Raw genomic sequence first — 20,279 nt, forward strand, 5'->3', positions numbered from 1 at the left:
TTGTTTTTTAATTGAGGAATAGTGAATTTTGGGCTTTAAAATTAAAAATAAATGGAAACCGTACATTATATAAGTTCTGATGTTTTATCAATTGAAATAGTGCAAGATATACTTATGCACGACAAAAAACTGGCTCTTTCGGAAGAGGCGAGAAATAATATAGAAAAGTGCCGAACGTACCTTGATGATAAAATGAAAGAGCATAAAGAACCTATATATGGTATAAACACCGGGTTTGGTTCATTATGTAATGTAAAAGTTTCTAATGATGATTTATCTAAGCTACAGGAAAACCTTGTAAAATCGCATGCTTGCGGTACAGGCGATTTAGTACCTGAAGATATTATAAAAATAATGCTGTTACTTAAAATACAGTCGTTAAGTTATGGTAACTCAGGAGTGCAATTACAAACTGTTGAAAGACTAATAGAGTTTTATAATAATGATATTCTGCCTGTAGTATATGAGCAAGGTTCGCTTGGTGCTTCGGGCGATTTAGCGCCTTTAGCTCACCTTTCATTACCGCTTTTAGGAGAAGGAGAAGTATATGCCGACGGTTTCCGTCAGCCTTCGCATAAAGTGTTAGAAAAAATGGGTTGGGAGCCTATAGTGTTACAGTCCAAAGAAGGATTGGCACTGCTTAACGGTACTCAGTTTATGGCGGCTTATGGGGTATATATTCTAATAAAAGCTTTTAAATTATCGTATTTAGCCGATGCTATAGGTACTGTTTCTCTTGAAGCATTTGACGGTCGTATAGACCCGTTTAATGACTTAATACATATGGTACGTCCGCACAAGGGGCAAATTGTAACCGCAAGACGTATTAAAGAATTTTTGCAGGATAGTGAAATAATACAACAAGAAAAACAACACGTACAGGACCCTTATTCTTTCCGTTGCATGCCACAGGTACATGGAGCGTCTAAAGATGCTATAGACTATGTGAAAAGAGTTTTCCGTACTGAAATTAACTCAGTAACTGATAATCCTAACATATTTATAGAAAGCGATGAAATAGTATCAGGTGGTAACTTCCACGGGCAGCCTTTAGCACTTACATTAGACTTTTTAGGTATTGCACTGGCAGAACTTGGGAGTATTTCAGAAAGAAGGACTTATCAGTTAATATCAGGTTTACGTGGTTTACCACCTTTCTTGATAAGTAACCCGGGGTTAAACTCAGGATTTATGATACCACAGTATACCGCAGCAAGTATTGTAAGTCAAAACAAACAGTTAGCAACTCCTGCAAGTGTTGATAGTATAGTATCCTCTAACGGGCAGGAAGACCACGTAAGTATGGGTGCTAACGCTGCTACCAAAACATTACGAATAGTAGATAACCTAGAGCGTATTTTAGCTATAGAGTTAATGAACGCTTCTCAGGCACTTGAGTTTAGAAGACCTCTAAAATCGAGTGAGTTTGTAGAAATGTTTCTGCAAACGTACAGAGAAGAAGTACCACTTGTTGAAGAAGACAGAATACTGCATTATGATATAGAAAACACAGTAGCTTTCCTTAATAATCTACAACTTGATGAAAGCGTTTTTGAATAATAAAAATGAATAAAAAGGGAGGCTTTTGCCTCCTTTTTTTATTTGTTGAACTCATGTTTTAGTAAAGAATACATTTGTGAGTCTTCCATTTTACCGTCTACATTATAATGTTCCCGAAGGCAACCCTCATAAGTAAAACCATATTTTTTAAGCAATTTTACTGAAGCAATGTTGTAATCAGCTACAAGTGCTTCAATTCTGTGAAGTTTCATAATATCAAACCCATACTGAATAACAGCTTTTAAAGCTTCACTCATATAACCTTTTTGTTTATGGTTGTCATGGTTAAGGTTGTAACCTATTTCGGCTCTGTTGTGTTTTTGCACCCATGTATGGAAACCACACCAACCTATTAGGGTATTAGTTGATTTTTCTATAAGCTGAAAGTTGGTAAATGAGTAGTTATAAGTAGTAAGTCCTTTATTATATTTTCGCCTTTCAAAAGCTAATTCTTCATCAGTTGACAGCCACAAAAACTTTTTCAGCTCCTCATCAGTATAGTTAGTAAATATATGGTTGTATACTTCTGGAGTTAGCTTTATAAGCTTTAATCGAGGTGTGTTAATATACTCAAACTCCATAGTACATGGCGTTTATTATTCTTCAATTATAAAAACTTCATCTCTCCTTTTAAATTTAGGGCTATTAGCAACACGGGCAACCTGTACATAGCTGCTATCACTGGCAGGAGTAATTTTAACTGTCATAGTTCCCAATTCTGCTACTTCTTTCTTTCTTTTAATAGTAGCAGGGGTAGGGCTTATAGTATAGGTACAACTATCTATCCATTTCAGGTTAAAATCATAAATTTCATCACTGTCCAGTATTTTTTCAGTTTGCACGTCCCCTTTACGGGTAATTATAATTACTTTTTGTGAATTCGGATCTGTAAATTTAAACTTTCCTTCTTTAAACTTTTCACAACTGTTTTGCCCATAGCCTGTAATAGGCAATAATACTAAAAGCAGTATGTTTAAGTATAATTTCATAATTTCATTTAGATTTTTTGTCCGGTTTACTATTGCTGTAAGTTGATAAAAAAGCAATTATTACAACTGAAAGACCTATTATCCTTATTACCCTGCCATATGGCCAATGCATTATAACAAACATTTGACCGCAGACAGATAATATCAGCCCAATGGTAAATATAGCTATAGCATTTTTCTTCATGTTTTACAGAAAACAGAAATAAACTTTAAGCCTATTTTTTTAGCTTAAAGTTCTTTTCTATAGCTTTTATCATTTCACCTGCAATATCTTGGTCTGTAGCGCCTTCTATCCCTTCAAGTCCCGGAGATGAGTTTACTTCCAGTAATAGAGGTCCTTTAGTAGAACGTATAATATCAACACCGGCTACTTTTAAATTCATGGCTTTTGCTGCTTTTACCGCTATTCTTTTTTCTTCGGCTGTAGGCTTTATAATTGATGCCGTACCGCCTAAGTGAATGTTAGCTCTAAACTCTCCCGGTAATGCCTCACGTTGAATAGCAGCTACTACTTTACCGTCAATAACAAATAACCTGATGTCTTTACCGTTAGCTTCTTTAATAAACTCCTGCACAAGTATATTGGCATTAAGGCTTTTAAAAGCATTAATAACACTTTCGGCAGCTTTCTTTGTTTCTGCAAGTACTACGCCTTTACCTTGTGTGCCTTCAAGTAATTTTACTATTAAAGGAGAACCGCCAACCATTTTTATAAGGTCGTTAGTATCTAATGGTGAGTTAGCAAACCCTGTGGTTGGTATTTCTACACCATTATTTAAAAGTAATTGTAGAGAATACAGTTTATCTCGTGATTGGGTTATTGCGGTAGCAGAGTTAAGGCAAAATACTTTTAACGCCTCAAAATGACGAGTTAAAGCACAACCATAAAACGTCATGCTAGGACGAATACGTGGTATAATAGCATCAAAATCATTAAGCACTCTTCCGCCACGATAATGTATTTCAGGAGTGTGCGCATCCAGCTTCATATAGCAATGCCTGATGTTTAAAAAGTGCATTTCGTGCCCACGCATTTCTCCTGCTTCCATTATACGGCGGTTGCTGTATAAGTCAGGGTTACTTGCTAAAAGCCCTATGCGTAAACCTGTTTTATCTTGCTGTTTCTTATCGTAATATTCACTTAGCTTTTCTTGCGTAGGTTGTCCCAATAAGTATTCCTGTTCGGGGTCTACTAATATTCGCCCACTCATTGCCTCACGCCCCAAAAGCATTCGGAAGCCCATAGAGTCACGATTAGTAAGGGTAAGTTCTATGTCCCAGCTTTCGTTACCAAGCTGTAACTGTGTTTTTACAACTAAACGTTTTTCCCTGAAACCGCTGGAGCTTTTTACTATTCTTTTATCTACAAGCGGAGCTTCGCAATTAATAATAGTTTTTGCGTTGTTCTGTATAGGGTTTATATCAAACTTAACCCAGTCCTCTCCGTCTTTTTGAAATACGTTTATATTTAATGCGTGCAGTGACGAAGTTTTAGCCCCCGAATCTACGCGGACTTTAATGGTTGGTATACCTAATTGTGGTAATGAACACCACTCTTCGCTGCCGACAATTACTTTTTCAGACATTTTATTTTTAATATTACTAAAAACTAAAGTACTATTTTTTATTTTAAATACTAATGTTATTAATAAACATATAATAAAAAAATCCTCTGAAATTAACTCAGAGGATTTTTAAGGGTATATTATTTAATAACTAACTGCTAATTAGTCTGCTGGATTTTCAGCTTTTTGTATCGTAACAGTCAGTTCTTGGTTATCATCATCAAGATCCATAAAAATTTGGTCTCCGTTTGCAATTTTAGAAGTGATTATTTCTTCTGCTAATGCATCTTCAACGTATTTTTGTATAGCTCTTTTTAATGGTCTTGCACCATATTGCTTATCAAAACCTTTATCTGCTATAAAATCTCTCGCTTTATCTGAAAGTGTTATTTCATAACCAAGATCTTTAATTCTGCTGTACAGTTTTTCAAGCTCAATAGTGATGATTTTATTAATGTCTTCTTTTTCCAGAGGATTAAATACAATAACATCATCTATTCGGTTAAGGAACTCAGGAGCAAATGTTTTCTTTAATGCACCTTCAATAACACCTTTAGCATAATCACTTGCCTGTGCTTGCTTAGCTGCTGTACCAAAACCAACTCCTTGACCGAAGTCTTTAAGTTGTCTTGCCCCAACGTTAGATGTCATTATAATGATAGTGTTTCTGAAATCAATTTTACGTCCTAAACTATCAGTTAAATAACCATCGTCCAGCACTTGTAAAAGCATATTGAATACGTCAGGGTGTGCTTTCTCAATTTCATCAAGAAGTACTACTGAATAGGGTTTTCTTCTTACTTTTTCAGTAAGCTGTCCGCCTTCTTCATATCCTACATATCCGGGAGGTGCACCCACTAATCTTGATATGGCAAATTTTTCCATGTATTCACTCATATCAATTCTAACTAATGCATCTTCCGAATCAAACAGTTCTTTAGCAATTACTTTGGCTAACTGTGTTTTACCAACACCTGTTTGTCCTAAAAATATAAAAGAACCAATAGGCTTATTAGGGTCTTTAAGCCCGGCACGGTTACGTTGTATAGAGCGTGCTATTTTGGTTACAGCATCATCCTGGCCGATTACTTTTTCTTTAATAAGTTCCGGTAGGTGCGCCAGTTTGTTACTTTCAGTTTGTGCAATACGATTAACAGGTATGCCTGTCATCATACTCACAACATCCGCAACATTGTCTTCGGTAACGGTAACACGATTGTTTTTAGATTCTTCTTCCCACTGCTCTTGTGCTATGGCAAGGTCTTTTTCAATGCGCTTTTCATCATCACGAAGTTTAGCAGCTTCTTCATACTTCTGTTTTTTAACTACAGAATTTTTACGCTCGCGTATTTCTTCAAGTTGTCTTTCTAAGTCTAATATTTGCTTAGGTACATCTATATTGGTAATGTGTACTCTTGAGCCTGCTTCATCCAGCGCATCAATAGCTTTGTCCGGAAGGAAACGGTCGCTCATATACCTGCTGGTTAACTTAACACAAGCATCAATAGCTTCGGGTGTATAGTTAACGCTGTGGTGCTCCTCATACTTTTCCTTAATATTATTAAGTATGGTAATAGTTTCCTCTATAGAGGTTGGCTCTACCATTACTTTTTGGAAACGTCTTTCAAGCGCACCGTCCTTTTCAATGTACTGTCTGTACTCGTCCAGCGTAGTAGCACCAATACATTGTATTTCGCCTCTTGCTAAAGCAGGTTTAAACATGTTACTTGCATCAAGCGAACCTGTTGCACCACCTGCACCTACTATAGTATGTATCTCGTCAATAAAAAGAATTATATCATCATTCTTTTCAAGCTCGTTCATAACGGCTTTCATTCGCTCTTCAAACTGTCCTCGGTATTTAGTACCGGCAACAAGGCTGGCAAGGTCAAGTGTTACAACTCGTTTATTAAATAGAATACGCGATACTTTCTTTTGTACTATACGTAGTGCAAGTCCTTCTGCAATAGCCGATTTACCTACACCGGGTTCACCTATAAGTAATGGGTTGTTTTTCTTTCTTCTGCTTAATATTTGCGATACGCGTTCAATTTCTTTTTCACGACCCACTACAGGGTCCATTTTACCTTCTTCTGCAAGTTCAGTAAGGTCACGCCCAAAATTGTCAAGAACAGGTGTTTTCGACTTTTTATTGGGTTTACCGCTACCCGAAGAAGGATTGTTGAAAGAACTTTCGCGCATACTGTCATCTTGTCCTGCATCTTCGTTAAAAGACTCGGAACGTGGCAGATTTTCTAAGTAATCTTCTTCGTTTGATGTCATATCAATAAATTGTTGTTTAACGGTTTCATAATCAATTTTAAGCTTATTCAATAGCTTAGTCGTGGGGTCATTTTCGTTACGTAATATGCACAACAATAGGTGTGCAGTACTTATCGACGTACTCTGGAAAACCTTAGCTTCTAAAAAAGTAGTTCTTAGTGCTCTTTCTGCCTGGCGCGTTAAGTGCAGGTTTTTCTTTTCGTTACGTTCTGCATTTGGATTTGCAGGGCTTAATATCTCGACTTTTCTACGTAAATGATCTAAATCAACAGAAATGCTGTTTAGAATGGAAATAGCTTTACCATTACCATCTCTTAAAATCCCCAACATTAAATGTTCTGTACCAATAAAGTCATGACCTAATCGTAAAGCTTCCTCTTTACTATAGGTAATCACGTCCTTTACTCTTGGTGAAAAATTATCATCCATACTGTGCATTCTTATAATGTAAATTTAAGCATTTACATAAGATTTTACAAAAACCATACCCTATAAGGGGAGGTGACATGCTAAGTGACAAAAAATAAATTTAAAATAAAAGCCTTTTAATAATACTTTATTAACGATTCAGCAGTATTAAAATGTTAATAAAACGCGAAAAATATTAGCGCCAACCCTTATAAATGCTAATTAAAATACGTATATTGGCACGTTTTGTAACATTATGAAAAACTTAATATAACTGCTTATGGCTGAAGGAGAAAAGTTAATCCCAATTAACATAGAAGACGAGATGAAATCAGCTTACATTGATTATTCAATGTCAGTAATTGTTTCACGTGCACTTCCCGATGTTAGAGATGGCTTGAAACCCGTACACAGACGAGTACTATACGGAATGAATGAATTAGGTGTTTTTTCTAACCGTGCTTATAAAAAATCTGCAAGGATAGTAGGTGAGGTACTGGGTAAATACCACCCCCATGGTGATACTTCTGTTTATGATACTATGGTACGTATGGCTCAGGATTGGAGTTTACGTTATTTATTAGTAGACGGGCAGGGTAACTTTGGGTCTATAGATGGCGACAGCCCTGCGGCTATGCGTTATACAGAAGCAAGAATGCGTAAGATATCAGAAGAGATAATGGCTGATATTGATAAGGAAACTGTAGATTTTCAATTAAATTTTGACGATACGCTGCACGAACCTACGGTAATGCCTACCAGAGTCCCTCAATTACTTATAAATGGAGCATCGGGTATTGCTGTTGGTATGGCTACTAATATGCCACCGCACAACCTTACTGAGGTAATTGACGGTACGCTTGCTTATATAGATAATGAAGAAATAGAGATAGACGAGCTAATGAACTATATAAAAGCTCCTGATTTCCCAACGGGAGGGGTTGTATATGGTTACGAAGGTGTTCGTGAAGCGTTTAAAACAGGTAGAGGAAGAGTTGTTTTAAGAGCTAAAGTAAAGTTTGAAGAAGTTGACGGCAGAGAGTGTATTATAGTAACTGAAATACCATATCAGGTTAACAAGGCAGAAATGATTAAGAAAACTGCTGAAATGGTTAACGATAAAAAGATAGAAGGTATTGCAAATATTAGAGATGAGTCGGATAGGAGAGGTATGCGTATTGTATATATACTAAAACGTGATGCTGTACCTAATGTTGTCCTTAATACCTTATATAAGTATACACAACTGCAATCATCATTTAGTGTAAATAATATTGCACTTGTAAAAGGAAGACCTCAATTACTTAATCTTAAAGACTTAATACACTATTTTGTTGAGCACAGGCATGATGTGGTTGTAAGACGTACGCAGTACGATTTACGCAAAGCAGAAGAACGTGCACATATATTAGAAGGTCTCATTATAGCATCAGATAATATTGATGAGGTTATACAAATAATAAGAGGCTCTAAAGACGGAGAGCAGGCAAGAGCCAGATTAATAGAACGCTTTAATCTTTCCGAAATACAAGCTCGTGCTATTGTAGAAATGCGTTTAAGACAACTTACAGGTCTTGAACAGGATAAACTTCGTGCAGAGTATGATGAAATCATGAAGTTAATAGCGGAGTTGAAAGCACTTTTAGAAGATAAGCAGCTTAGAATGGAGCTTATTAAAGAGGAGCTTGTTGAAATACGAGACAAATATGGTGATGAGCGTCGCTCTACTATAGAATATGCAGGAGGAGATGTAAGTATAGAAGACCTTATTGCAGATGAAAATGTTGTAATAACAATTTCGCATGCAGGCTACATTAAGCGTACACCACTTTCTGAATATAAAACACAAAACAGAGGAGGAGTAGGACAAAAAGGTGTAAGTACCAGAGACCAAGACTTCCTTGAACATTTATTTGTGGCTACTAACCACCAGTATATGTTGTTCTTTACACAAAAAGGTAAGTGTTTCTGGTTACGTGTTTATGAAATACCGGAAGGTAGTAAAGCAAGTAAAGGTCGTGCAATACAAAACCTTATTAATATAGAAAATGATGATAAGGTAAAAGCATTTATTTGTACAAAAGACCTTAAAGACGAAGAATATATAAATAGCCATTATGTAATTATGGCTACTAAAAAAGGTGTTGTTAAAAAGACATTACTGGAGCAATATTCTCGTCCTAGGTTAAATGGTATAAACGCGATTACTGTTAGAGAAGACGATGAATTACTGGAAGCTAAATTAACTACAGGAGAGAGCCAGGTATTACTGGCAGTTAAATCTGGTAAAATAGTACGTTTTGAAGAAGGTAAGACCAGACCAATGGGTAGAAATGCCTCCGGTGTTCGCGGAATTACGCTTGCTGATGATAATGATGAAGTAATAGGCATGGTTTCTGTACATGATATGAATAGTGAAATACTGGTAGTATCAGAAAACGGATATGGTAAACGTTCAAGTTTAGAAGAATACCGAATTACTAACAGAGGTGGTAAAGGGGTTAAAACAATGAACATTACTGATAAGACAGGAAAGCTTGTTTCTGTAAACAGTGTTACAGATGCTGATGACCTTATGATTATTAATAAATCAGGGCTTACTATACGTATGCAGGTTTCTGATTTAAGAGTTATGGGGCGTGCAACACAGGGAGTTCGTTTAATTAATATTAAAAACAATGACTCTATTGCAGCAGTAGCTAAGGTAATGCGCGAGGAAGAAGCAGAAGAAATAGCTGATGAAGTTGAAAACTTAAATGAAGATTCTACCACAATTGAAGGGAATACTGAAGAAAGTGAAAACAACAACTAAACTTAAATAAATTTAAAAAAATGAAAAAATATCTTATTGCAGCATCCATAATGCTTTCTGTAAGTGTTTTTGCTCAAAAGAGCGAGTTGAGGTCTTTAAGAAAGATGTCTAAAGACGGTTTGCCTGCACCTAAGGATTTAGCAGAGTTTGATAGCGAACTTAAAGCTTTAGAAGCTAATTTAGGCAGTGCTGATGAAGAACAAAGAGCAGGATATTACTTTTATAAAGGAAAGTATGGTTTAGCTAAAATGCAAACCAACCCTGCCACATCGGGAGAACTTTTAAAACCAACTATTGAAAGTCTTGAAAAGGCTATACAAATAGAAAAAGGTACAGGTGATAATGAGTATACAGGACAAATAAGAGAACAGATATATCCTATACTTAAAAGTGCTTTAGTGGACCAAGCAATAGCATTAGGAAAACAGCAGGATTATAAATCTGCTTATCCTTTATTTGAACAGGTATACAGAATAAGCCCGAGGGATACTGTACATTTATATAATGCAGCAGCCTATGCTTCTAACAGTCAGGATTACAAACAAGCTATAGATTACTATAAAGAGTTACAGCAGTTAGGATTTACCGGTAAAGGTGTAAATTACACAGCTAAAAATGTAGAAACAGGTCAGGTAGAATTTTTCCCTAACAAAACTACAAGAGATTTATCTGTAGCACAAAAAACGCACGTTGAACCGGGTATACATCGTGAGCCTTCTAAGAAAAGCGATATAGTAAAAAATATTGCTAAATTATATTTAATATTAGGTGATAAAGAAAATGCTAAAAAAGCTATTGAAGATGCGAAAAAAGCAAATCCTAATGATGTTGAGATACTTTCGGCAGAGGCACAGCTTTATCTTGAAGCAGATGATTACGATAACTACAGAAAAACAGTTCAGCAGATATTAAATCAAGGTTCTACAGACCCTATTTTATACTTTAACCTGGGGGTTACAAGTGCAAAATCAGGTGATGTAGAAGGGGCTAAAAAATATTATGCAAAAGCAATTGAGTTAGATCCTCAATTAGTGGGAGCGTACCAAAATTTAGGTATACTTCAATTAAGCGGAGAAGATGAAATTGTTAGCGAAATGAACAATTTAGGTACTTCTAAAAAAGAGATGAAACGTTATGACGAGCTTAAAGAGAAGCGTAACGAAATGTATAGAGAAGCGATGAAGTATTTAGAAAAAGCTCATGAAATTGATCCTGATAACACTGATGTAAAAACTATTTTGGGTAATTTATATCAAGGTCTTGAAATGATGGATAAATATAAAGCTCTTAAAAACGAGTAACACTATTAATATTCTTAATATAAAAAGCCTCCTGAATTCAGGAGGCTTTTTTATTTATGCTTGTATTTGTATATAACCCTCTATCTTAATTGAGCACCAACTTGCTTTTCAAGGTTCTGAATGATTTTATTCATTACCTTATCAATTTGTCCATCAGTAAGTGTTTTATTATTGTCTTGAAGTGTAAAGCTAACAGCATATGATTTTTTACCTTCCGGCAGGTTTTTACCTTCATACACATCAAACAGGTTAATATCTTTTAAAAGTGACTTTTCTGTTTGTTTTGCCGTAGCGTAAATATCATCAAAAGTTTTACTGTTATCAATAAGCAGTGCTAAATCTCTGCGTACTTCCGGGAATTTAGAAATCTCAGTATATTTAATTTTAGCGGAGATTAATTTAATTATAGCTCCCCAGTTAAAATCAGCAAAGAATACTTCTTGCTTAATATCAAACTCTTTAAGGACTGCTTTTTTAACAGTACCCATTTCTACAATAATATCCTGACCTATGGTATATGCCATACCTTCGGCAAAAAGGTCGTTTGTTAGTGGCTGTGTCTTCGCTTTATTTATACCAAGTCTTTCCAATACCATTGTAACCATGCCTTTAAACATAAAGAAATCAGATGCTTTTTGACCCTGCGTCCAGCTTTCTGCTATCCTGTTACCGGTTACACTTAGTGTAAGGTGTTTGTTTTCATCATAACCTGATGGCAGTTTATGGTAACTTTTACCAAATTCAAATAATTTAAGGTCAGAACGTCTTCTGTTTATATTAAATGATATCGCTTCCAATGCACTAAAAAGTAATGATTGTCTCATTACAGAAAGTTCACTGCTTAAAGGATTAAGCATGGTTACATTAAATTCTTCTTTCAGGTTTTCAGAAAGTTTAACGTAATCAGGTGTTGTAAGCGAATTAGCCATCATTTCATTAAAGCCAAGTGCTACAAGCTGAGTGGCTATAATGTTTTGTAACTTATAATCTTCTGTGCGTGAAGTCTCAGATATAGAGGCATTAATTTTTTGAGTAAAACTGATGTTGTTATATCCGTAAACTCGTAATATTTCTTCAATTACATCTATTTCACGCTCAACATCAACCCTGTATGAAGGTATAACTAAACCAAGCCCAACTTCAGACATTGTGTTTAGTTTTATATCCAACGATACTAATATTTTTTTAATAGTCTCTACAGGTATTTCCTGACCTACTATTCTTTTTAAATTCTCAAGGTTTAAGAAAACAGTATGGTCTTCTATTTTTTTAGGGTAGAAATCAACAACATCAGATGTTATTTCTCCTCCTGCTAACTCCTGTATTAATAAAGCAGCTCTTTTAAGTGCATACTGTGTAATAGTCTGGTCTATACCTCTTTCAAAACGGAAAGAAGCATCAGTATTAATACCATGACGCTTAGCTGTTTTTCTTATAGAAACAGGGTTAAAGTAGGCGCTTTCCAGGAAAATAGCAGAAGTATTTTCATTAACTCCTGATTTTATACCTCCCAGTACACCCGCTATACACATTGGTCCGTTCTCATCACATATTACTATATCCTCTTCATGCAGAGTACGCTCTACTTCATCAAGAGTTGTGAATTTAGTACCGGCAACAGCTCTTTTTACAATAACTTTATTACCTCTTATTTTTCCGGCATCAAAAGCATGTAATGGCTGCCCTAATTCATGTAATACATAATTAGTAGCATCAACTATATTATTTTTAGGAGTAAGCCCTATAGCTTTTAGTCTGTTTTGTAACCATTTTGGTGATGGTTTTACATCTACGTCAGATATAGTTACACCACAATAACGAGGTACAAGTTTACTGTCTTCGACCTCTATATCCATTTTCAGGGTACGTTTATCTACTCTGAAATTGCTTACAGATGGCGTTATAAGTTCAGTATTTATGTCTTTTAAGTTTAACCCTGCACGTAAATCACGCGCTACGCCCCAGTGGCTCATAGCATCGGCGCGGTTTGGTGTTAAACCTATTTCAAAAACTTCATCTGTTTCTATATCAAATATTTCAGATGCCGGTGTACCCGGTTTTAAATCTTCGGCAAGAACCATAATACCGTCATGGCTTTCACCAATACCAAGTTCATCTTCGGCACATATCATACCGTGGCTTTCTTCGCCGCGTATTTTACCTTTTTTTATTTTAAAGCCGTTACCTTCTTTATCGTATAATGTTGTGCCTATTGTTGCCACAGGAACTTTTTGCCCTGTTGCTACATTAGGTGCACCACAAACAATTTGTACAGGAGCATCGCTTCCTATATCTACTTTTGTAACATTAAGTTTATCAGCATTCGGGTGTTTTTCACAGCTGATAACATAACCTACTACAACACCTTCCAGACCGCCTTTAAGTGATTCATACTTATCTACACCTTCTACTTCAAGACCTAAATCTGTAAGTAAATCAGCAGTTTGTTCTGATGTCCAGTCCAGTTTAATAAATTGTTTTAACCAATTATAGGATATACGCATTTGGTAAATTCTTTTTTTAAGCAAGCAAAGATAATAATTACCTATAAAAAAGCAGGTAACAATAGTAGTTTAGAAAAAATAAAAATGACTGTTTAATGATATTAAAAAAATCAATTAATAATGGAATTGAAATAATAGTGAGAGAAGTTATTTACTTTATAATAACTTTTTTTGAAACCTCATTATTATCATCTTTAATTTTAATAAAATAAATACCTGATTTGTTTAATGTTATATTTTTATCACTGTTAGTAAGAGTCTTTTCTTTTATTATTTGTCCTACAGTATTATATACACTTACTTCAAGCGGATAATTATTTCCGTTTATAGTAATAATACCTTCTGATGGGTTAGGATAAATTTGTAAGTTCAATTTTTCATTATTATTTATACCTGCTGTTAAAGAGTTTAATGCATTATATGCATTTACCCTGCCATGCCCGTAGTAAATATCAAAACCGGGTCCGTCTTCTAAAGGGTTACCTATTTGGTCTTCGGCTGTTTCTTCAATAATATTTTTTATTTGCACCGGAGTTAATGAAGGATTTTCCGCTTTTAATAAAGTACATATTCCTGCCACGTGAGGAGTAGCTTGCGAAGTACCACCCCAATATGTTTCATAATTTGTATTAGAAAAAGCTGAAAGACCATATATATAATTTCCGGGAGCTACTACCGATATATGGGATCCGTAATTACTACCACTGTTAATATCCCAAAAGAAAGGACTGGACCTCTTGTCATCAGGGTTGGTAGCCCCTACAGCAATAACATTTGGGTAATTTGCAGGGTAGTATGGGGTGTTACTATCAGTGTTCATCATACATACTACTACAACTACATTGTTAGCGAGAGCATATTCTACAGCTTCTCCCAAAGCGTTTGAATTGCTAGACCCGCCTACCGATAGATTAATTACATCAGCACCATTATCTGCGGCATAGGTAATAGCTTCAACCCACCATGAATAACTACCGGAATTATTTGCGTTAAGCCCCTTTAGAGTCATTATTTTACAGTTTAAATCTACACCGGAATATCCTATGTTGTTATTTCCGTTAGCCGCAATAATTCCTGTTACATTTGTTCCGTGCCCGTGATCATCAGCAGGATTATTATCAAAATCTACAAAATCCCAACCGTTAATATCATCAACATAACCATTTTCATCATCATCAATACCATTTCCGGGAATTTCATAAACATTCTCCCAAAGTCTTCCTGTAAATTCAGGATGATTCATCTTTAGACCGCTATCCATAACTGCGACAATAATGTTTTCACTTCCCTGCTGTATTTCCCACGCATTTTCCATATCAATATCAGCTCCGGCTATAGCGGGAGATAATGTAAAAGAACCATCATTTTTTAACCCCCATTGTCTGAAATACAAAGCATCATTAACCTGAGTATTCATAACGCCTCCGCCTGTACCTTTCGCGTCAACTTCTGCATACTCAACTAAACCTGTTTGTAAATAAGCATTTATCACAGCTTTACTGTTTACTGTATCAGGAAAACTCACTATGTAAGTTGTATTGGTTGATTTTTTACCTGTCTTAAGTTTTCGTAAAGATAAATACTCATATTGTAAATTAATAGAGTCTAATGATTTAGCACCTGTAAGGTTTTTACCTTCTCTAATAATTTCTTTATCATTTACTTTAAAAATAATGTTTAAGTTTTGGGCTTGTGCAGTACTACAAATAATAGCAAATAGAGTTAAAAGAATCGATTTCATAGTTTTTATTATTGGATTTTTTTCAAAAATAGTTTTTTCAAAAATTAAATGGTTTGTTTGAAACAAAAAAGTATTAAAAATGTGATTACACTATTAAACCCTCTAAAACTATTCCAGATTTAATTTCTTACTTTTGGTTTTTACAACACATAAAATCTTGATGAAAAAAGCATTACTTTTTCTTTTTGTTTCTTTTAGCCTTACTATACAGGCACAATTAAAAAGCCCAACAAAATTTTTACCCGATTACGGGCAACATGTTACCTATTATCATCAACTTGAGCAGTACTACACTTATTTAGCAGAAAACTCAAATTATATAAAACATCAGCCATATGGTGAGACAACTCAGGGTAGGGGACTAAACACTTATATAATATCAACTCCCGAAAATTTAAATAATATTGAAACCATCCGCCAAACACATTTATACACTATTGGTATGGCAGAGCAACCTTCTCAGCTAATAGATAAAGCAGTTGTTTGGTTAAGTTTTAATGTACATGGTAACGAAATAGGTGCTGCGGAAAGCTCTATGCAGGTAGCTTATGATTTAATAAATCCACTGAATAAGGAAACTAAAAAGTGGTTGGAAAATACTATAGTAATACTAGACCCTTGCCTTAACCCTGATGGTTTTGCCCGTTATGGGAATTGGCTTAGGGATATAGCCGGAAAAGATCTCCATACAGGCTACACTGACAGGGAGCACATGGAGCCTTGGCCGGGTGGCAGGCAAAACCACTATGCGTACGACCTTAACCGTGACTGGGCATGGCAAACACAAATTGAAACCCAACAGCGCATAGCACTTTATAACGAATGGATGCCGATGGTTCATGTTGATGTGCATGAAATGGGGTATAACGACCCTTATTTTTTCCCTCCGGCAGCAGACCCGATACATGATTTTATAGCACAGTATCAAAAAGACTTTCATAAAAGTATAGGGGAGAATACCTCCAAAAAGTTTGATGCGGAAGAGTGGGGGTATTTTACCAGTGAGCGTTTTGACCTTTTTTATCCCAGTTATGGTGATACTTACCCATGTTTTAATGGTGCTGTTGGTATGACGTATGAACAGGGTGGTATAAATGCAGGGCGTGCCATACAAATGAGGAATGGTACTATATTAACGTTACAAGACAGGATTAACCACCATACTACTGCTGTGCTTACAGTTGTAGAAACAGCAGCAATGCAAAAAGATAAGCTAATTCAAAATTTTAGAAGTTATTTTAAAAACAGCAGGCAGAACCCTAAAGGGGAGTATAAAACCTATATTATAAAGCATGATGCTAAAAATAAAGTGTTAGCTAAACTTTTAGACAGGAGTAAAATATCTTACAGTTATGCTGATGAAACCAAAAAAGTAAATGGTTATCATTACCAAAGTGATAGTGAAAAGAGTTTTAGCATAACACCTAATGACATGGTTATTTATGCCAATCAGTCAAAAGCGGTATTAACGCAAGTACTTTTTGAACCACACCAAAGACTGTCGGACAGCTTGTCTTACGATATTACAGCATGGGCGTTACCACTGGCTTATGGTAAAGATAGCTATGCTTTACAAAATGAACTGGCTGTAAAAACTAAAAAAGAGATTAGCCGTAAAGGTAAACTGGAGTATGATAGGGCTTATGCTTATTATATACCTTGGGAGAGCAGGGAATCAGTAAAAGCATTGGCTTTATTACATAAAAACCAAATAAAAGTACGTTTGGCAAGAAAACCTTCGTATTATCCCGGTATAAAAGTAAACAGGGGAGACCTTATTGTACTTAAAAGTGATAATAGTGGTGTGTCGAGTTTTGAAAGCATGATGGATGTACTATTAGCTGATTTAGAAAATTTTGAGGTTTTAGAGAGTGGTTTTGCTGTAGAGGGGGCTGATTTAGGTGGAGAATATTATCAGTTACTTGAAGCCCCAAAGGTTATGCTTTTTGCCGGTGAAGATGTTAGCGTTACCGATTTTGGTCAGGTATGGTACTATATGGAGCAGTTTGCAGATTATCCTTTAAGTATTGTTGACTTAAGCAGGTTAAGTAGTGTAAAGCTTGAAGAGTATAATACTATTGTACTGCCTAGCGGACGATATAGTTTTGATGAAACAGAGCTGGGTATAATTGATAGTTTTATAAGTAATGGAGGTAAAGTTATAGCGATAGGAGGTGCTCTAAATGTTTTTAATGCAATGCAGGGTTATAGTATTAACGCAATGCAGCAAGGTTTTGAAAGTACACTTAATCAGGAAATAAGTGGTGTTAAAAATTTTGAATATGAAAATATAGAACGGGCATCTATATCATCATCTATACCGGGAGCTATAATAGAAAATAAAGTTGATGTTACTAATCCGTTAGCTTATGGTTTGGGGGAGAAGTATTTTAGCCTTAAAACAAGTAGTAGTAATTATACTTTAGTAGCAGGGAGCAACGTTCAACAAGTAATGTATGTGCCAAAAGGATATAAAAGTTTTGGTTTTATAGGCTATAAATTAAAAAACAGATTACAAAATACAGTTACCTTTGCTACTGAACAAAAAGGCAGGGGAAAGGTAATATATATGGTTGATAACCCTTTATTTAGAGGTTTTTGGGAAAATGGAAACCTGCTTTTCAGCAATGCTTTATTTTTAGTTAATTAGGTTTTAAAACTTAGAGCTTTCTTTGTGAAAATTATATAAAACCTCTTCCAACATTTCGGTTGTTAGAGGTTTTGTTTTAAAATCAGCCAGTATTTTGTGTTTTTTTGCTTCAGCATGGTCATCAGGGTTTTCTGAAGTTGTGAGCATTACCACAACCATTTGAGACTGTAGCTCTTTATCCAGTTTTTTATATTCTTGTAAAAATTCCCAGCCATTCATTCCCGGCATGTTAATATCAAGAAATATTAAATCAGGGTGTTTTGACTCGTTTGTTTTACGGTTTTTAAGGTGCTCCAAAGCCTCTTCAGCAGATTCTTTAGCTATTACATGAGTAGCTGCATTATTTTTTCGGATTACTCTTTCATGGAAAAAGTTATCGTTTTTGTTATCATCAACTAGCATGATGCAGTTTAATTGTGCTTTCATCTTTTAGATTTAATATTGTAAATTTAAATGTACTCCCTTCTCCCGGTATAGATTCTACCCATATTTTGCCTCCATGCATTTCAGCTATTTTTCTACAATTTGCCAGTCCTATACCGTGACCTTCATATTCTGTATTTTTATTAAGCCTTTGGAATATTTGGAAAATTTTATCAGCATATTTTTCTTTAATGCCAATACCGTTGTCTGTAACATAAAATTCATGCTGGCTCGCTGTAGATGTACAACCAATCACTATTTCCGCAGGCACATCTGCCTTTCTGAATTTTATAGCATTATTAATAAGATTTTGGAGTAATTGCCTGAATTCTATTTCATATACATTGGTAAGAGGTAACTGTCCTTCTATTTTTACTTTGGCATTTGTTTCGCAAATAAGATTACTTAAATCTTTAAGTACATTTTCAGCGATTTTACCACAATCTGATTTTACAAGTTTTTTATCACGACCTAACCTTCCAAAATCTAATAGTGATCTTACTAATAAACTCATTCTTTTAATAGCGTCGTCCATTGTTACTAAATGCATTTTTATATCAGCATTTAATTCTTCTTCATAGTCCTCATTAAGTAACATTATATAGTTGGAAACTGTTCGTAAAGGTTCCTGCAAATCGTGTGAAGCTATATAATTAAACTGTTCCATTTCCTGGTTTTTAAGTTTCAGTTCAATTACCTGCTTTCTAATTATGGCTTCTTGCTTTTTACGTTCGGTAATATCTATTATAGATGCCAGTACAGCTATTTTTCCATCCTCTTTGCGTATAGGATTTAAACCTATTTCTACAGGGAACTCTTCTCCTGTACTTCTCACAGCATATAAATCTCTACCTGCACCAAAATATTTTGCCTTGGGCGATGCGTGGTACGAAACTCTGTTTTTATCGTGGTTTGGTGTAAACTTATTGGGTACTAAAAGTTCTATTTTTTTTCCTATAAGTTCCTCTCTTTCATAACCGAACATTATTTCGGCTTGTTTGTTTACTAAAGTTATAGTTCCCTTGCTATCTGACATTATAAGAGCATTGGGAGCCGATTCTACTACCAGTCTGAAATGTTCTTCTGCAAGCTTCTTTTTTTCATCTTTCTTATTAAGCTTATCAGCAGCCTCCCATATTATCACTAAACTTATAATTAAAAATGAAATTGTTAATAATGCTATACCAAATTCTATATCGACTATATTATACTTATGAGTAAGGTACCTGATATAGGTAAATGCCATTATAGCAATACATATTTGAGAAAATAATTTTCTGGCAACACTGTTTCCTACAGAGTTACCTATAAGTATACCGGTAACTCCTAAGCTGGGATGAATTAAGGCAGTTCCTACGGAGAGTAACAAAAAGCCTATAGCAGTATGTACTGCCATTGATGTTAAAAAAGAGAGAGTATAAAATTCAGGGGCATTGTATATATAACCTATTATTGCAATAATTGCCATTAGTGTTACTATATGGTATATGTACTGTAATATAAATAAGTACTTTCTTTTAATGCACTTGTCTAAAATTAAAGAGATAGACAGCATGGAGAACAGAAATACAGTAATTGGAGACATCCTGCCGGGAAATGCTTCTTTTGCTTGTATTCCTACTTCGTCAATTATAAAAAACTGATCTATGTGCAGATTATAACCAAATATTTCCTGTGAATAAGTTAATAGTGAGAATACTGCAACAAATGCATTTATAATAATGGAAATAAAAATAAATTTTCTTAGCCTGAAAGCTTCTATTGTTAATGAAATACTCATCAATATAAAACATAATGCAGTATTAAATTTCATTGAAACATATTTTGGCATTATGCTTTTTAATTGTTCAATATCAAAAAGCCAACCTACTATAACCATAAGGGCAAGTACAAATACAGCAAAAGATAGAACTTTCATATGAGTAAATCTTTGGTATATATTCCGCGCCTTCATAAATTTTACAGTTTGTTATAAGATCAAAATTATAAAGTATAGGCATAAACAACCCCGGTAAACTGATATGTTGTCATTATCTATAGTTT

General features: G+C 35.0%; 12 protein-coding genes. 4 read left to right on the forward strand and 8 right to left on the reverse strand.

Annotated elements, in window-relative coordinates; all coding sequences use genetic code 11:
• The first annotated feature begins 51 nt into the window (after window positions 1-51).
• Complete coding sequence (gene hutH / locus IEW45_RS10850) at window positions 52-1,560, forward strand: histidine ammonia-lyase (RefSeq protein ID WP_188621275.1); 1,509 nt, start codon at window positions 52-54, stop codon at window positions 1,558-1,560.
• A 38-nt stretch (window positions 1,561-1,598) separates the two neighbouring features.
• On the opposite strand, the gene IEW45_RS10855 is transcribed toward hutH, so the two are convergent.
• The 4 genes from IEW45_RS10855 to IEW45_RS10870 all read right to left on the reverse strand — a co-directional run bounded on the left by IEW45_RS10855 (window position 1,599) and on the right by IEW45_RS10870 (window position 6,826).
• A complete protein-coding gene (locus IEW45_RS10855; RefSeq protein ID WP_188621276.1) occupies window positions 1,599-2,141 on the reverse strand; it encodes a GNAT family N-acetyltransferase in 543 nt (180 codons plus the stop codon).
• A gap of 15 nt (window positions 2,142-2,156) precedes the next feature.
• Window positions 2,157-2,549 (reverse strand): hypothetical protein, encoded by a 393-nt coding sequence (locus IEW45_RS10860; protein WP_188621277.1) that lies wholly within the window; start codon window positions 2,547-2,549, stop codon window positions 2,157-2,159.
• Window positions 2,550-2,764: 215 nt separating this feature from the next.
• A complete protein-coding gene (gene rimK / locus IEW45_RS10865) occupies window positions 2,765-4,135 on the reverse strand; it encodes a 30S ribosomal protein S6--L-glutamate ligase (protein WP_188621278.1) in 1,371 nt (456 codons plus the stop codon).
• Window positions 4,136-4,276: 141 nt separating this feature from the next.
• Window positions 4,277-6,826, reverse strand: coding sequence for an ATP-dependent Clp protease ATP-binding subunit (locus IEW45_RS10870; protein WP_188621279.1), 2,550 nt, complete (start codon window positions 6,824-6,826; stop codon window positions 4,277-4,279).
• A 259-nt stretch (window positions 6,827-7,085) separates the two neighbouring features.
• On the opposite strand from IEW45_RS10870, the gene gyrA reads away from it, so the two are divergent.
• Both gyrA and IEW45_RS10880 read left to right on the forward strand, forming a co-directional pair.
• Complete coding sequence (gene gyrA, locus IEW45_RS10875; protein WP_188621280.1) at window positions 7,086-9,617, forward strand: DNA gyrase subunit A; 2,532 nt, start codon at window positions 7,086-7,088, stop codon at window positions 9,615-9,617.
• A gap of 20 nt (window positions 9,618-9,637) precedes the next feature.
• Complete coding sequence (locus IEW45_RS10880; protein ID WP_188621281.1) at window positions 9,638-10,918, forward strand: tetratricopeptide repeat protein; 1,281 nt, start codon at window positions 9,638-9,640, stop codon at window positions 10,916-10,918.
• A gap of 80 nt (window positions 10,919-10,998) precedes the next feature.
• Here the strand turns inward: IEW45_RS10880 and pheT are convergent, their stop codons facing one another.
• Together pheT and IEW45_RS10890 are read right to left on the reverse strand one after the other, a co-directional pair.
• Complete coding sequence (pheT, locus tag IEW45_RS10885; protein ID WP_188621282.1) at window positions 10,999-13,422, reverse strand: phenylalanine--tRNA ligase subunit beta; 2,424 nt, start codon at window positions 13,420-13,422, stop codon at window positions 10,999-11,001.
• 151 nt (window positions 13,423-13,573) lie between these two features.
• The gene (locus IEW45_RS10890; RefSeq protein ID WP_188621283.1) at window positions 13,574-15,163 is read right to left on the reverse strand and encodes a S8 family serine peptidase; all 1,590 of its coding nucleotides are present in this window, start codon (window positions 15,161-15,163) and stop codon (window positions 13,574-13,576) included.
• A gap of 160 nt (window positions 15,164-15,323) precedes the next feature.
• On the opposite strand from IEW45_RS10890, the gene IEW45_RS10895 reads away from it, so the two are divergent.
• Window positions 15,324-17,813: a M14 family zinc carboxypeptidase gene (locus IEW45_RS10895; protein ID WP_188621284.1), complete on the forward strand. Its 2,490-nt coding sequence runs from the start codon at window positions 15,324-15,326 to the stop codon at window positions 17,811-17,813.
• A gap of 3 nt (window positions 17,814-17,816) precedes the next feature.
• On the opposite strand, the gene IEW45_RS10900 is transcribed toward IEW45_RS10895, so the two are convergent.
• Together IEW45_RS10900 and IEW45_RS10905 are read right to left on the reverse strand one after the other, a co-directional pair.
• Window positions 17,817-18,239 (reverse strand): response regulator, encoded by a 423-nt coding sequence (locus tag IEW45_RS10900; protein ID WP_188621285.1) that lies wholly within the window; start codon window positions 18,237-18,239, stop codon window positions 17,817-17,819.
• Entirely contained in the window at window positions 18,205-20,154 is a 1,950-nt protein-coding gene (locus tag IEW45_RS10905; protein ID WP_188621286.1) for a sensor histidine kinase, read from the reverse strand. The genes IEW45_RS10900 and IEW45_RS10905 overlap by 35 nt, the downstream gene beginning before the upstream one ends.
• Between the last annotated feature and the right edge of the window lie 125 nt (window positions 20,155-20,279).

Source organism: Flavobacterium suaedae (assembly GCF_014642915.1).
GTDB lineage: Bacteria > Bacteroidota > Bacteroidia > Flavobacteriales > Flavobacteriaceae > Flavobacterium > Flavobacterium suaedae.

What these genes read in the sequence shown, in the direction of transcription:
- pheT (WP_188621282.1), bottom strand. Translation starts at nt 13,422, where the DNA reads ATGCGTATATCCTATAATTGGTTAAAACAATTTATTAAACTGGACTGG.
- IEW45_RS10860 (WP_188621277.1), bottom strand. Translation starts at nt 2,549, where the DNA reads ATGAAATTATACTTAAACATACTGCTTTTAGTATTATTGCCTATTACA.
- IEW45_RS10895 (WP_188621284.1), top strand. Translation starts at nt 15,324, where the DNA reads ATGAAAAAAGCATTACTTTTTCTTTTTGTTTCTTTTAGCCTTACTATA.
- gyrA (WP_188621280.1), top strand. Translation starts at nt 7,086, where the DNA reads ATGGCTGAAGGAGAAAAGTTAATCCCAATTAACATAGAAGACGAGATG.
- IEW45_RS10870 (WP_188621279.1), bottom strand. Translation starts at nt 6,826, where the DNA reads ATGGATGATAATTTTTCACCAAGAGTAAAGGACGTGATTACCTATAGT.
- IEW45_RS10905 (WP_188621286.1), bottom strand. Translation starts at nt 20,154, where the DNA reads ATGAAAGTTCTATCTTTTGCTGTATTTGTACTTGCCCTTATGGTTATA.
- IEW45_RS10880 (WP_188621281.1), top strand. Translation starts at nt 9,638, where the DNA reads ATGAAAAAATATCTTATTGCAGCATCCATAATGCTTTCTGTAAGTGTT.
- hutH (WP_188621275.1), top strand. Translation starts at nt 52, where the DNA reads ATGGAAACCGTACATTATATAAGTTCTGATGTTTTATCAATTGAAATA.
- IEW45_RS10890 (WP_188621283.1), bottom strand. Translation starts at nt 15,163, where the DNA reads ATGAAATCGATTCTTTTAACTCTATTTGCTATTATTTGTAGTACTGCA.
- rimK (WP_188621278.1), bottom strand. Translation starts at nt 4,135, where the DNA reads ATGTCTGAAAAAGTAATTGTCGGCAGCGAAGAGTGGTGTTCATTACCA.
- IEW45_RS10900 (WP_188621285.1), bottom strand. Translation starts at nt 18,239, where the DNA reads ATGAAAGCACAATTAAACTGCATCATGCTAGTTGATGATAACAAAAAC.
- IEW45_RS10855 (WP_188621276.1), bottom strand. Translation starts at nt 2,141, where the DNA reads ATGGAGTTTGAGTATATTAACACACCTCGATTAAAGCTTATAAAGCTA.